Genomic DNA, 14,431 nt, shown 5'->3' with positions numbered 1-14,431 from the left:
TTAACCATCAATTCAACACCATGAAACAAAAATTACTACTACTTTTTCTGCTAACACTAACTATTAATACCTTTTCACAGGAAAGAAAATTTAGTTTAGAGTTAAATTACCCCATCGTTGAAGATCAAAATTTTCTTGGTGAAAATTATAACGGAATCATTGATCTGGGATTTAAATACAGGTTTGCCAATTTTGGAATTATAAATTTAGGGGGTGGTGTGAATGCCAGTATATTGGATAACGTAAACAACTATAATTATCAGGGCTATAAAGTATTTGCCTATTCCATTCAACCAAAATTATTTGCAGAAATAAATGCCCCGACGCTTAAAAAGCTCCATCCGGTTGTTGGTTTAGGTTTTACTTTGCTTCGTTTTGATGTGAGTGGTGTTAGTAATTCTGGATTTGATTTGTCTAATGCCAGCGAAACCCTCAGTGGTTTTGATATTAATTTAGGATTAAGCTACGATCTAACGAACCGTATATTTATTCAGGCGCAGTATGATTTTATCAAAATCAATCCAAATAATGGTGTGCCGGATATACAATACAACACCAATGTGAACATATGGAAGATCGGACTTGGATATGGGTTTTAAAACAATAAAATGAATCTCGAAACCTGTAGAAAATATTTAATTTTCGTTTCAAATGAATGCGAGCGTCACCTTAGTGATGGACGGATAACCGATGAGGAATTAATCCAGCTTATTATTGAGTTTAAACGTTTTCAGGACAATATTTTTAAAAGTATTTTACCTGAAGAAATCAAATTCAGGATTTCACAAATTAAACTTGATGATACCATTCAAAGCGTGAATCGAGGCACCTGGTATTTAATGGCTGCTTTTATAACCTTTGGTGCCTGGGCGAATTTTATTTCTATGAGAAAACAATCGAAGCGTTTAAAAACCTTAACCGATATCAAATTTGAAACTTCGAGTTTGGCGCATTTTATTTTGTTGCATTATTGAAGGTGAAAATATTTTAAGATCTAAAGATATTATTCTCCTGTATCTAATTATTGAATTGAGCGGATTTTGCCAATACTATATTTCAATTGGATTTGAGAAATAACAAGCCTCTTTTTAACTAAAATCTGACATTCCTCGAATTTTTTTACCGAAAATCCTCGCTTTTAGATGTGAAATTAAAATTTTGCTACTTTAGTTTGGAAACCAAACAACTAACCATAAACGATCTGTTTTACATAATACAATATGCCTCATGAGCTTAACTTCAATAAAAGGTAAACTTTTACAAAGCCCACTGGCTAGAGTATCTAAAGAAGTGGAAGCAGCGCTTCATTACCTGAAAATTCTTTCAAAGAAAGGGCATGCAATTAAAAATCACAAAACGCTATACTGTATTTCACCTTATAAAACAGGAACCACATTTTTAGCAGCATGTTATGATCACAGTATTTCGAGGCATGAACCCATGCAATACTGTACCTTAAAGCATATTGATAAGCATTTCGATTCTTTTTTTATAAAACGCCCCGCTCTGCGAAGTCTGTGACTTCGTAGTCATCTATTTAAAGAAGAAAAATTGTAAAAACCCCGCTTTCATAAGTTTGTAACTTCGAAGGTATCTACTTGTCAGTTATTTTTCATTATTTTCGTTTCTCATCATCAATAATCTTATCCCTTGCAAACCCTAACCAAATTTGAGCAATACTACAGCACGATCAAACAAAATCGCTGGTACTGGTTATTTTCAATTTTTTGTCGCGTCCTACTGGCATTTGCTTTTATCGCTGCCGGCATGGTAAAAATTCTGGGCGAACGCTTTGCCAGTGGCTTATCAACGCTGCATCCTATGGGCGCCTATCTGGAAGCCTTGCATCATACGGGCTACTATTACACCTTTATTGGCATAGCTCAAGTGCTTGCAGCGATATTGTTGCTAATCCCGCGCACGGTAACTTTGGGAGCCTTATTGTATTTACCCATTATTGTAAATATCTGGTTGTTGTCTTATGCAGTTCGGTTTGAAGGATCCATTGTGACTTCCCCTTTAATGGTGTTTGCTAATTTGTATATATTGGTTTGGAACTATGACAGGATACGCTATTTACTTCCGTTTCGTCAATTTTCAGATCTTGGGCTTATTCGAAAACCCAAAAAATACAGTAATAGGTTTCCGTGGCTGTTTTTCACAGGGGTCTTTATCATCATGGTCCTGACCGCAGCTTTTGCGCGTTTTGGTTTTGCGGTAGTACCTCGAAACTCCCTGACCGATTGTAAAAAGCAATTTGTACATACGAAAAATGAAGCGGCCGGATTTGAATTTTGTGACTGTATCCATAATCAAGGAAACGATCTGGATACTTGCCTGGAGGCCTTCGAAACGGCCACAGCAAAGTAATAGAAATTCTAAAAATGAGTAAACTGCGAAATTCAAATTTAATTTTAGAATTGGTATTTATTTTAAAAGAGTTGCTTTAATTTAGGGGCACCATGAAAACTCAAAAATTTATAGGCTCCTGGAAATTACTCGAATGGTCAATCACGGGAACCGATGGTACGGTTTCAAAACCATTCGGTGATCACCCGATAGGTCGTATCAGCTATGAAGCGAATGGCCAGATGGCGGTACAGATCATGAAAGAAAACAGGACATCGTTTGCATCAGAGGATTTTCTTAAGGCACGTACGGATGAGATCTTACCGGCGTTTCAAAGTTTTATAGCCTATTGCGGTACCTTTGATGTCGATTTAAATTCCAAAACTGTCGTGCATCACATTAGCATAAGTTCGTTTCCAAATTGGATCGGTCAGGATCAGGTTCGAAAATTTGAATTTAAGGAGGGTCAACTCATTTTAAGCACGGATTTTATTGGGTCTAATAAACATAAACTGGTTTGGGAAAAAACTGAAGTTTAGAGCTTTATGGTATTAGTCCTCCTTACAAGACCATTGATTTTCATTCCTTTTTTTATTAATTTAGTTATAGTTTATCGGATGCGTTTCGAGTTTTGGTGAGCTTGAAGCGTTAGTAAAATAAGTCTTATGGCTGAAAGCAAATACTTCAAGATTCCAAAAACCAATTCCCTTGTGGCCGTAAGTCTCTATATGGTACTGGGGTTTTGTGCTTTGGTATATGGTATTTTAAATATTGAATCAACCCTATTGAGTAAAGCTGTTTTACCTTTTGCCGGAGCGCTCTTCTTTACCTTTATTGAATATGTGGCGCATCGATTTTTATACCATTCCGGTGAAGATTATACCAACGAGGCCAATTGGCAATACACCATGCACGGCGTGCATCATGTGCATCCCAACGACAAAGGGTTGCTGGCCATGCCCATTCTTTTGGCCTTGGTTTTGGCTGCTGCTTTTTTCGGTTTATTTTATCTCGCGATGAATGATAATGCCTTCTTCTTCTGGCCTGGTTTTTTGATGGGTTATGCAGGCTATTTATACGTTCATTACACCATTCACGCACGAAAAGCACCCAGTAATGTTTTTGGGTATTTATGGAAACACCACTTGCTGCACCATCACATTTATGATGATAAAGCCTTTGGCGTAACATCGCCTTTATGGGATTTTGTGTTTCGTACCATGCCTCCTAAAAAGGCGCTGCATCGGAAAGCCCGTGAATAGACAATTCCTTATTTTATTTTCTTCTTTGCCCGAACTTTAGTAAATTCATAGAGAATTATAGGATTCAGCATCTCTTAAAAAAAATTGACTTCAGTTTGTTCGACAGAAAGACTTTAATCCAATCCCTGGAAACCACCGAAACCTGGGACGTCATCGTTATTGGTGGCGGTGCTACCGGTTTGGGAGTAGCCATTGATGCGGCCTCACGTGGTTACAAGACCATATTATTAGAACAAGTAGATTTTGCCAAAGGTACCTCCAGTCGCAGTACCAAACTGGTGCATGGCGGTGTGCGTTATTTAGCGCAAGGCCATATCGATCTGGTTCGGGAAGCCCTATTTGAACGTGGTTTACTGCGCAAGAACGCCAATCATCTGGTGAGCGATCAGGTGTTTGTAATTCCTACCTTTTCCTTTTGGGGCACCTGGTTCTATACGATCGGACTGAAGATCTACGATATCCTTTCCGGAAAACTCAGCTTTGGGAAATCGACACGCATTTCTAAAAGAGCCACCGAAGAACGTTTACCCACTTTAAAAACAGAACACTTACGTAAAGGGGTGTTGTATCATGATGGTCAGTTCGACGATGCCCGTCTTGCCATCAACCTGGCGCAAACGGCCATAGAGCAGGGGGCTACGGTGTTAAATCATTTCAAAGTGACCAGACTTTTGAAAAATAATGAGGGAAAGATCGATGGCGTGGAAGCCAAAGATGGCGAAACAGACAAAAGCTATACCTTAAAATCTAAAGCGGTGATCAATGCCACCGGAGTGTTCAGTGACGAAATCCTACACATGGATAATGCTAATGCTAAACCAAGTATCAAACCGAGTCAGGGTGTGCATCTGGTTTTAGATCAATCCTTTTTACCTAGTCGCGATGCCATCATGATCCCAAAAACTTCGGACGGGCGTGTGTTATTTTTAGTGCCCTGGCACAATCGGGTCGTGGTAGGAACTACAGATACCCTTTTAGATAGTCACAGTCTGGAACCTCATGCCCTGGAATCAGAGATCGATTTTATTTTAAGAACGGCGAATAATTACCTGAGCAAACAGGTTACCAAAAAAGATGTGCTGAGCATCTATGCCGGCTTACGCCCTTTGGCGGCACCAAAAGATGAATCGGAAAAGACCAAAGAAATATCGCGCAGTCATAAGATCATTGTTTCCAATTCTGAACTCGTAACCATTACGGGCGGAAAATGGACCACCTATCGACGTATGGCGCAAGACACGATAAACAAGGCCATCGCACTAGGAAAATTACCTGATGCAGCCTGCAAAACCAAAGACTTGAAGATCCATGGATCGGGTGTGGAAATGGATGAAACCGATCATTTTTATGTTTATGGCAGTGATAATAAAGCGCTAGCCGGACTTATTGAAGCCGAACCGGAATTAGGGAAGAAATTGCATCCCGGTTCTGAATTTACCAAAGCTGAGGTTGTTTGGGCTGTGCGTTATGAAATGGCTCGAACCATTGATGATGTTCTGGCGCGCCGTGTACGTTTGTTATTTCTGGATGCTCAAGCTGCTATAGACAGCGCCCCAACGGTTGCCGCGATCTTAGCCAAAGAACTGAACAAGGATAAAACCTGGCAAGACCAACAAGTAAAAGCGTTCCTGGACATTGCGAAAAATTATGTACTGAGCGCAAGTTAATACCAACGAAACTAAAGTAATATGGAGAAGTATATCCTCGCCCTGGATCAGGGCACGACGAGTTCCCGGGCCATTGTATTCGATAAAAAGGGCGGTATTGTTTCGGTAGCTCAAAAAGAATTTACCCAGCATTTTCCAAAACCCGGATGGGTGGAACACGATCCGCAGGAGATCTGGTCCACACAGGCCGGTGTGGCTGCGGAAGCCATCGCTAAAAAAGGTTTGAATGTTGAGAATATCGCTGCCATTGGGATCACAAATCAAAGAGAAACAGTCGTGGTTTGGGATAAGCATACCGGAAAGGCAGTATATAATGCCATTGTTTGGCAGGATAAGCGTACTTCGGGTTATTGTGACACCCTGAAAAAAGAAGGTAAAGAAACCATGATTCGTGAAAAAACAGGTCTGGTGATCGATTCTTATTTTTCCGGAACCAAGGTGAAATGGATTCTTGAAAACGTAGAAGGCACTCGTGAAAAGGCTGAAGCCGGAGATCTACTTTTGGGTACTATCGATACCTGGCTGATCTGGAATTTTACCAAAGGTGGTCAGCATATTACCGATGTTACTAATGCCTCAAGAACCTTATTGTTCAATATCAATACGATGGACTGGGATGACGACCTTTTAGACCTTTTTGGCATTCCGAAAAGCATGCTGCCCGAGGTCAAACAATCCAGTGAGGTGTATGGTTATACAAAATCGACCTTTTATGATGCGAAGATCCCTATTGCGGGTATCGCAGGCGATCAGCAGGCGGCCTTATTCGGGCAAATGTGTACGAAACCCGGCATGGTAAAAAACACTTATGGAACGGGTTGTTTTATGCTGATGAATATTGGTGAAGCACCTGTGATCTCAAAAAATAATTTATTGACCACCGTAGCCTGGAAGATCAACGGAAAAACAACCTATGCTTTTGAAGGTAGTATCTTTATAGCCGGAGCCGTAGTGCAATGGCTGCGCGACAGTTTAAAGATCATTCGAAACTCGGCAGAAGTAGAAAAACTGGCAAGTTCTGTGGACAGTACCGATGGTGTTTATTTTGTGCCGGCTTTCTCAGGTTTGGGCGCTCCGCATTGGAACCAACAGGCACAAGGCACGATTTTCGGATTGACACGCGGTAGCACCGATGCCCATATTTCAAGAGCCGCTTTGGAGTCGATCGCTTTTCAAACCATGGATATTTTAAAGGCTATGGAAAAAGATTCCGGTATTGCCATCAAAGAACTTCGGGTAGATGGCGGTGCCAGTGTGAATAACATGCTCATGCAATTTCAGGCGGATGTACTGAACACCAGAACGGTACGCCCGAAAGTTGTAGAAACCACGGCTATGGGTGCCGCTTTTTTGGCCGGTTTAGCTGTAGGCTATTGGGAGAATTCCGAAGAAATTCAGGATATTTGGCAAACTGACACCCATTTTCATCCGGCTGAAGCACGTGAGGCTATCGAAAATAATATCAAAGGCTGGTATAAGGCTATCGATGCCATGCAATACTGGACGAAAGAGGATTCGAACTAAACCAACAATAAATGACACCATTTGTTTCAGAAATCATAGGAACCTTTCTTCTCATGTTATTAGGGAGTGGCGTAAATGCCAACGTTGTTTTAAATAAAGCTTACGCTCAAAATAGTGGTTGGATCGTTATAACCACAGGCTGGGCCTTGGCGGTTTATGTGGCCGTAGTGGTTGCCGGTCCTTATAGCGGGGCGCATATCAATCCTGCGGTAACGGTTGGATTAGCTGTGGCAGGAGCTTTTCCCTGGGCCGATGTGCCCATGTTTATTTTGGCGCAGATGCTGGGCGCCATGTTAGGATCTGGTTTGGTTTGGTTGATGTACCGCCATCATTTTGAAGAGACTGTAGATGCTGCCGCTAAAAAAGCCGTCTTCTGTACGTCACCGGCCATCAGAAATTTTCCTTCCAACTTTTTAAGTGAAACTATTGGAACTTTTGTATTGATATTTACTATTCTTTACTTTACCGATGCCACGATCAGTGATTCTGAAACCGTGATCGGCCTCGGTTCGTTGGGTGCTTTGCCGGTAGCGTTTTTGGTTTGGTCGATAGGTCTGTCTTTAGGCGGTACCACGGGTTACGCCATTAATCCCGCACGCGACCTTGGGCCGCGCATCATGCACGCTTTACTGCCCATAAAAGGGAAAGGTTCCAGTGATTGGAGTTATGCCTGGATCCCGATTTTCGGACCTATCGCCGGTGCCTGTATTGCCGCACTATTGATGCTGGTGCTGTCTTAAAAATTACTTCAGGTTAACAGACAAAATGCGATCGTCTGCCGTCATGTACAACGTTTTTTGATCGGTGGTAAAGGCACAATTTGCCGTAGGTCGGTCTGTACGTATTCGCGCCATAGGTTTTCCTTGCGGATTAAAGATCCAGATTCCTCCGGGACCGGAACCAAACAAATACCCGTCTTTTTGCATTTTCATACCATCCGGAAGTCCGGCTTCATCAGGTTTTCCAACATGACTGGTCACATCATAAAACACAGATTTATCTGCCACGGTTCCCGGTTCTGAAAGTTCGTATTGATACCAAACCGCATGATCGGGATCTGAATTGGATACGTATAATTTTGAATTGTCCGGAGACAACGTAACCCCATTCGGACGGCTTAATGTATCTATTAATTTCAGTTCTCCCGATTTCAATAAGCAATACACGCCCTGGAAATCTAATTGTTTATTTATAGTGTCGTTCTCACCTCCCGGCAGACCATATGGCGGATCGGTAAAATAAAGGTTTCCGGCATTGTCGTAAACGAGATCATTCGGACTGTTGAATTTTTTGCCTTCAAAATCAGCAGTCAATACTTTAAAATCAGGTTTCGGATCGTTCACCGGGGCATTCATTTCAGCAATATCCCGATTGCCATGTTGCGCCATTACCAGCATCCCTTCCGCGTTCAGCGTTAAACCGTTCGAACCCGGTTCACTGCCTTTAAAATCCGTTCCGGTAAATCCGGAAGGTTCTAAATAGGTTAAGGTGTCATGTTCTTTTGTGACCTTATAAATTTTATTTCGTGGCACATCTGAAAAGATCAGATACTGTCCGTCTTCAATCCAAAGGGGTCCTTCTGCCCAGTCGAACCCGGTAGCGATCACCTCAATTTGGCTCGTCGAATCAATGATAGAATTGGCTTCAGCGTCTAAAATTTCAACATATAATTTTGAATCTTTCTCAGCCGGCATAGCAGTTTCTTTTTTGTTGTTCTTGCATGAATAAGCAAGGTTGATAAGACTTAGACCAAGGATAAAAAAGGCTTTTGATGAAATCGATTTCATTGTAATAAAGAAGGGTTTAGTTAGTAAGGCCGTTTGAAACGGTTTATAAAATTACGCATTGTAATTTAAAATGGAGGCATAAAAAAAGAGAAACACGTGGTTTCTCTTTAGGTAAAAAAGTACTTTTTTAATTCAATCGGACTTATTTCATCGCCTCGCCGGTTTTTTTGATGGCGTCGCCGGTTTTTTCAACAGCGTCTCCTGTAGCTTCAACAGCATCGTCAACAGCTTTTCCGGCCTCTTCCATAGCGCCTTTGGTAGCTTCCGCAGCGTTATCTACAGTGTCTTTAGCTTGTTCAACCGTATCTTCTTTTTTAGTATCTCTACAAGAGGTAAATGTAAAACTTAGGGTTAAAATTAATAAGGTGCTTAATGCTAATTTTTTCATGATGTTTAGTTTTTTTGATTTGGTTCATGTTACATAAGCAACTAATATACAATGCTGTACTGTTGCTTTGTAACTATATACGGAGGAAATTGCATATTTGGATGACTGCACCTTTATTTTTATCGATAAACTGGGCGTTGGCCTGCCCGGTTTTCTTGCGATATGACGTGTTTTCAATAAGTTCATCCAGAATTTTATCAAAGGAATTTTGATCGCTGATAGCAAAGGTTCCACCTGCTTTTATAAGATCGAAGGCTTCAGGAAATTTATCGTAATTGGACCCAATAATTATAGGCACACCAAAAACGGCAGGTTCCAGAGTGTTGTGTAAACCGGTAGTTCCAACAGCGCCACCAACGTAGGCGATGTCTGCATAACTGTAAATTTTGGAAAGGATCCCGATGGTATCAATTACAAAAACACGTGTATTTTTAAGGTCGGCAGTATCTTTTTTTGAAAATAAAGTCACAGGTTCTTTGATGCTGTCAATAAAATCCTGAATGAGATTCGGCTTAATATTATGAGGCGCAATAATAAATTTTAGATCTTTTGAAGGATGCGTATTGATATACTTCGCGATAAGTGCTTCACCTTCAGGCCAGGTGCTACCACCAACAATACACAATGTTTCTCCTTTGAAGCGATCAATAAATTCTAAATGATTGTCCATTCCCAGCTGTTTCGAAACCCGGTCGAAACGGGTATCTCCGGATATGGTCACATTGTTGTAACCTATAGATTCCAAAAGTATTTTTGAACTCTCATTTTGAGTGAATATATGTTCGAAAACAAATAGGGCCTTGCGCAACGGACTGCCATACCATTGAAAATAGGTTTGGTGTTTTCTGAAGGCTGCGGAAATGAGGATGGCGTGTTTACCACGAACTTGCATTTCCTTTAAAAAATTAGGCCAAATGTCATATTTCACAAAAACGGTCAATTCCGGATGTGCCAGATTCAGAAAACGAATGGCGTTCTTTTTTGTATCTAAAGGCAAATACACCACAGCATCTGCCAAAGGCGTATTTTTTCGAACTTCATAGCCCGAAGGTGAAAAGAAACTCAATATGATCTTGTGGGTTTTGTAGTGTTGTTTCAGTTTTTCAAAAACAGGCAGACCTTGTTCATATTCTCCCAGAGAGGCACAGTGGAACCACAGGGTTTTGTCCGTGGCACTGATGCTATTTTTAAGGATCTCAAAGGTCTCTTTCCGGCCGGTAACCCCTTTTTTAATTTTTAGATCAAACAGGGCCAAGACCTGTAAAATAAAACGGGTCAGGTGGATTCCTATGTTGTAAATAACGTGCACGCTGTTTTCTTTGGGGCTAAAATACAGTTCTTTGAAATAATTTCATTGGTTGGGGCTCATGAATTTTGTAATTTTGTTACTTATGAAAACCTGCAAATACCTCAATAATAAGTCTTAAATTACGCAGGATTTAATTTATTTTTAAATGAAGAAAATACAAATGGTTGACCTTAAGGGTCAATATGAAGGCATTAAAGATGTCGTTAATCCATCCATACAAAACGTCATAGAAAATACAGCTTTTATCAACGGACCCCAGGTTCATGAGTTCCAGAAGAATTTGGAAACTTATCTTGGCGTAAAACACGTGATTCCTTGTGCAAATGGAACCGATGCGCTTCAAATCGCCATGATGGGTCTTGGTTTAAAACCCGGTGATGAGGTGATCACAGCCGATTTTACATTCGCTGCCACCGTTGAGGTTATCGCGCTTTTAGGATTAACACCGGTGTTGGTAGATGTTAATGAAGATGACTTCAATATTAATATCGAAGCCGTAAAAAATGCCATTACACCAAAGACCAAAGCTATTGTACCGGTACATCTCTTTGGTCAGTGTGCCGATATGGAAGCGATTTTGGCCATTGCCAAAGAACACAACTTATTTGTTATTGAAGATAATGCCCAGGCCATTGGCGCTAATTACACCGATAAAAACGGAAACAAAACCAAAGCCGGAACCATGGCTGATGTGGGAGCAACCTCTTTCTTTCCTTCCAAGAACTTAGGATGTTATGGTGATGGCGGTGCTATTTTTACCAATGATGATGATCTGGCGCATACCATTCGTGGGATTGTGAATCACGGCATGTACGAACGGTATCATCACGACGTGGTTGGGGTAAATTCCCGATTAGATAGTATCCAGGCTGCAGTGCTCGATGCTAAATTACCAAAATTGGATGCTTATAATAATGCCCGACGTGCAGCTGCCCGAAAATACAATGCGGCATTTGCTTCGGAAGAAAATATTATCACCCCAAAAACCGTGAATGGATGCGAAGGTATTTGCGATACATGCGACTGCCATGTATTCCATCAATACACCTTAAAAATTAAAAATGCAGACCGTGATGCCCTGGTAAAACACTTGAATGAAAATGGTATTCCTTGTGGTGTGTATTATCCGATTCCTTTGCATAAACAAAAAGCTTATGCGGATGATCGCTATAATGAGGCGGATTTTGAGGTTACCAATCAATTGGTAAAAGAAGTGATCTCCTTGCCAATGCATACCGAACTTGACGATGAACAAATCGAATTTATAACCCAAACTATAATCAACTTTATCCATGGCTAAAATATTAGTAACCGGCGGACTCGGTTTTATTGGCTCCCACACCGTAGTAGAACTTCAAAATGTTGGTCACGAGGTCGTGATCATCGATGATCTTTCTAATTCTTCAATGAATGTATTGGATGGTATCACGGCTATCACAGGGATCAAACCTGTTTTTGAAAAGATCGACCTCAAAGAAAAATCCCTCGTTGAAGATTTTTTCAAAAGGCATAATGACGTCAAAGGCGTTATTCATTTTGCAGCAAGCAAGGCCGTTGGTGAGAGTGTTCATAAACCATTACTGTATTACGAAAACAACATTGGTGCTTTAGTATACTTGCTTAAAGAATTGACCAAATTACCTGAAGCTGCATTTATTTTTAGTTCGTCCTGTACGGTTTATGGTCAGGCTGATGAATTGCCTATTACTGAAAATGCTCCGGTAAAGAAAGCCGAATCGCCTTATGGTAATACCAAACAAATTGGTGAGGAAATTATTCAGGATACCTGTAAAGTAGCCGATAATTTGAAAGCGATCGCCTTAAGATATTTTAATCCGGTAGGGGCGCATCCATCATGTAAAATTGGAGAATTACCAATTGGCGTTCCTCAAAACCTGGTGCCTTTTATTACCCAAACGGGTATGGGAATTCGTGAGCAGCTTTCCGTGTTTGGCGACGATTATCCAACACCTGATGGTACTTGCATCCGCGACTATATTCATGTTGTCGATCTGGCCAAGGCACACGTTGTTGCTTTAGAGCGATTACTCGAGCACAAGAATAAAGCGTCTTACGAGACCTTTAATTTAGGTACCGGTAAAGGAAGTTCAGTTCTTGAAGTGATCGAAGCCTTCGAACGAGTTTCAGGTGAAAAACTTAATTACAAGATCGTGGGTCGCCGTGAAGGGGATGTGATTGCCGCTTACGCGGATACCAAAAAAGCGAACGACGAATTAGGTTGGAAAACTGAATTGACTCTTGACGATGCCATGCTGTCTGCCTGGAAATGGGAGCAGTCGGTAAGGTCTAAAGAATAAAAAGAACACTAACTAACTACCATTGCATATGAAAAAGTTACTATTATTATGTGTCCTCATCAGCTTTACGGCGATGGGGCAAAACACCTACATCCATTGCGGAAAATTGATTGATACAAAATCAGGAAAGGTTCTAAAAAATAAGACGATTGTTGTTTCGGGCGATAAGATCCTGTCTGTAGATAATGGATTTATAACACCGAAAAATGCAGATGATAAACTCATCGATTTTAAAGATAAAACGGTGTTACCCGGATTGATGGATATGCACGTGCATTTAGAAGAGGAAAGTAATCCTAATAAATATATGGATAGGATTACAGAAAACCGGGAAGATGTTGCTTTAAAATCGACTGTTTTCGCCAAAAAAACATTGTTGGCCGGGTTTACCACCGTTAGAGATTGTGGTGGTACCGGGGTAAATATTGCGGTTCGGGACGCTATTAATCGTGGTTGGATTGTAGGTCCTCATGTATTTACCGCGGGACGTTTTATTGCTTCAACCGGTGGCCATGGTGATCGATCGAACGGAAGAAACCTAGATTTAGTGGGAGATTGGGGGCCTGATAAAGGTATTGTAAATGGTATCTCTGATGCACGTAAAGCCGTGAGACAACGTTATAAAAATGGCGCCGATCTTATCAAAATTACCGCAACAGGTGGCGTTTTAAGTGAGGCAAAGAATAGTTCCAATCCACAGCTTACTTTAGAAGAGATCACTGAGATCTGTAAAATTGCCAGGGATTACGGAATGAAGGTTGCAGCACATGCGCATGGTGATGAGGGTATCCGACGCGCTATTTTAGGAGGTGTGACTACCATAGAACATGGCACGTTGATGAGTGATGAAAGCATGGAATTAATGAAACAACATGGCACCTATTTGGTTCCAACGATTACCGCGGGAAAAGAAGTTGCCGAAAAAGCGAAGATCAAAGGCTTTTTCCCGGAAGTGATCGTTCCTAAAGCTTTGGCCATTGGTCCTAAAATTCAAAATATGTTTGCAAGGGCCTATAAAAAAGGTGTTAAAATCGCCTTTGGAACAGACGCCGGTGTTTATGACCATGGTGATAATGCTCGTGAATTCACATACATGGTTGAAGCCGGTATGCCGGTTATGGAAGCCATTCAATCTGCAACAATTACGGGAGCAGAAATATTAGATGTTGAAGATTCCCTGGGACGTATTGAACCGGGATACATCGCAGATATTATCGCGGTAAATGAAGATCCAACAGAAAACGTGGAAACCCTGAAAAATGTTGTTTTTGTAATGAAGGATGGCGTGATTTACAAACAGTAATCAGGCTTCTTCTGATGTCTTTTGATCTTTTTTGAAGCTCATAATAAGCAAAATGATCATTCCGGTGGTTACGGAAAGATCAGCCATATTAAAAATACCGGTACGTAACGTATCGGTTATTTTTATGTAAAAGAAATCGGTTACAGAACCATATACAAACCGATCAAATACATTGGCAATACCACCGCCAATAATACTGGCAAAGGCGAATAGCGACCAATAATTCAGTTTTTTATCTTTTAGAATATAGCGTAATACAAACCCGAGAACTAGGATCGGAAGGATCAGTAATAATGCGATACGCATGGGTTCACTCAAGTCACTGCCCATACCTAAAAAGGCACCCTTATTTTCCACATTCATTAAGGTGAAATAATCTCCTAACAAGGGGATTTGCTCTCCTAAACGCGTTTCCGTGCGAGCCCCTACATAATGGCGCACGAGCACTTTGGATAGCTGATCCACCGCAATAGTCAGGGTAATAATAAAAAATATAAACCGGTTACGTTTTGAAATTTTCATGG

At 40.9% G+C, this 14,431-nt stretch carries 16 protein-coding genes; 12 read left to right on the top strand and 4 right to left on the bottom strand.

Annotated elements, in window-relative coordinates; genetic code table 11:
- The first annotated feature begins 20 nt into the window (after positions 1-20).
- The 9 genes from ABD682_RS01275 (at position 21) to ABD682_RS01235 (ending at position 7,542) form a co-directional block, all read left to right on the top strand.
- Positions 21-599 carry an outer membrane protein gene (locus tag ABD682_RS01275; RefSeq protein WP_344738160.1) on the top strand — a complete coding sequence of 193 codons (579 nt, stop codon included), beginning with the start codon at positions 21-23 and terminating at the stop codon, positions 597-599.
- Positions 600-608: 9 nt separating this feature from the next.
- On the top strand, positions 609-974 hold the full coding sequence (locus ABD682_RS01270; RefSeq protein ID WP_344738158.1) for a hypothetical protein: 366 nt from the start codon (positions 609-611) through the stop codon (positions 972-974).
- A gap of 253 nt (positions 975-1,227) precedes the next feature.
- Entirely contained in the window at positions 1,228-1,521 is a 294-nt protein-coding gene (locus tag ABD682_RS01265; protein ID WP_344738156.1) for a hypothetical protein, read from the top strand.
- A gap of 129 nt (positions 1,522-1,650) precedes the next feature.
- Positions 1,651-2,370, top strand: a complete 720-nt coding sequence (locus ABD682_RS01260) for a DoxX family protein (RefSeq protein ID WP_344738154.1) — start codon at positions 1,651-1,653, stop codon at positions 2,368-2,370.
- Between the two features lie 92 nt (positions 2,371-2,462).
- Complete coding sequence (locus ABD682_RS01255) at positions 2,463-2,888, top strand: lipocalin-like domain-containing protein (RefSeq protein WP_344738152.1); 426 nt, start codon at positions 2,463-2,465, stop codon at positions 2,886-2,888.
- 126 nt (positions 2,889-3,014) lie between these two features.
- A complete protein-coding gene (locus tag ABD682_RS01250) occupies positions 3,015-3,611 on the top strand; it encodes a sterol desaturase family protein (RefSeq protein ID WP_344738150.1) in 597 nt (198 codons plus the stop codon).
- Positions 3,612-3,706: 95 nt separating this feature from the next.
- Positions 3,707-5,278: a glycerol-3-phosphate dehydrogenase/oxidase gene (locus ABD682_RS01245; protein ID WP_344738148.1), complete on the top strand. Its 1,572-nt coding sequence runs from the start codon at positions 3,707-3,709 to the stop codon at positions 5,276-5,278.
- Positions 5,279-5,299: 21 nt separating this feature from the next.
- Positions 5,300-6,802, top strand: coding sequence for a glycerol kinase GlpK (gene glpK / locus ABD682_RS01240; protein WP_344738146.1), 1,503 nt, complete (start codon positions 5,300-5,302; stop codon positions 6,800-6,802).
- Positions 6,803-6,813: 11 nt separating this feature from the next.
- A complete protein-coding gene (locus ABD682_RS01235; protein ID WP_344738144.1) occupies positions 6,814-7,542 on the top strand; it encodes an MIP/aquaporin family protein in 729 nt (242 codons plus the stop codon).
- 3 nt (positions 7,543-7,545) lie between these two features.
- Here the strand turns inward: ABD682_RS01235 and ABD682_RS01230 are convergent, their stop codons facing one another.
- The 3 genes from ABD682_RS01230 to ABD682_RS01220 all read right to left on the bottom strand — a co-directional run bounded on the left by ABD682_RS01230 (position 7,546) and on the right by ABD682_RS01220 (position 10,286).
- Positions 7,546-8,589 (bottom strand): SMP-30/gluconolactonase/LRE family protein, encoded by a 1,044-nt coding sequence (locus ABD682_RS01230; RefSeq protein WP_344738142.1) that lies wholly within the window; start codon positions 8,587-8,589, stop codon positions 7,546-7,548.
- 142 nt (positions 8,590-8,731) lie between these two features.
- Positions 8,732-8,977 carry a hypothetical protein gene (locus ABD682_RS01225; protein ID WP_344738140.1) on the bottom strand — a complete coding sequence of 82 codons (246 nt, stop codon included), beginning with the start codon at positions 8,975-8,977 and terminating at the stop codon, positions 8,732-8,734.
- A gap of 73 nt (positions 8,978-9,050) precedes the next feature.
- Positions 9,051-10,286, bottom strand: coding sequence for a 3-deoxy-D-manno-octulosonic acid transferase (locus tag ABD682_RS01220; protein WP_344738138.1), 1,236 nt, complete (start codon positions 10,284-10,286; stop codon positions 9,051-9,053).
- Positions 10,287-10,431: 145 nt separating this feature from the next.
- On the opposite strand from ABD682_RS01220, the gene ABD682_RS01215 reads away from it, so the two are divergent.
- The 3 genes from ABD682_RS01215 to ABD682_RS01205 are packed head-to-tail and all read left to right on the top strand — an operon-like array spanning position 10,432 to position 13,907.
- The gene (locus tag ABD682_RS01215; RefSeq protein ID WP_344738136.1) at positions 10,432-11,586 is read left to right on the top strand and encodes a DegT/DnrJ/EryC1/StrS family aminotransferase; all 1,155 of its coding nucleotides are present in this window, start codon (positions 10,432-10,434) and stop codon (positions 11,584-11,586) included.
- Entirely contained in the window at positions 11,579-12,604 is a 1,026-nt protein-coding gene (gene galE, locus ABD682_RS01210; RefSeq protein ID WP_344738134.1) for a UDP-glucose 4-epimerase GalE, read from the top strand. Before ABD682_RS01215 ends, galE begins: the two co-directional genes overlap by 8 nt.
- A 28-nt stretch (positions 12,605-12,632) precedes the next feature.
- On the top strand, positions 12,633-13,907 hold the full coding sequence (locus ABD682_RS01205) for a metal-dependent hydrolase family protein (protein ID WP_344738131.1): 1,275 nt from the start codon (positions 12,633-12,635) through the stop codon (positions 13,905-13,907).
- On the opposite strand, the gene lspA is transcribed toward ABD682_RS01205, so the two are convergent.
- On the bottom strand, positions 13,908-14,429 hold the full coding sequence (lspA, locus tag ABD682_RS01200; protein WP_344738128.1) for a signal peptidase II: 522 nt from the start codon (positions 14,427-14,429) through the stop codon (positions 13,908-13,910).
- Positions 14,430-14,431: the final 2 nt, after the last annotated feature.

Source organism: Gaetbulibacter aestuarii (assembly GCF_039537665.1).
In the GTDB taxonomy this organism is placed as follows: domain Bacteria; phylum Bacteroidota; class Bacteroidia; order Flavobacteriales; family Flavobacteriaceae; genus Gaetbulibacter_A; species Gaetbulibacter_A aestuarii.
This window is presented reverse-complemented; position numbering and strand designations above follow the sequence as displayed.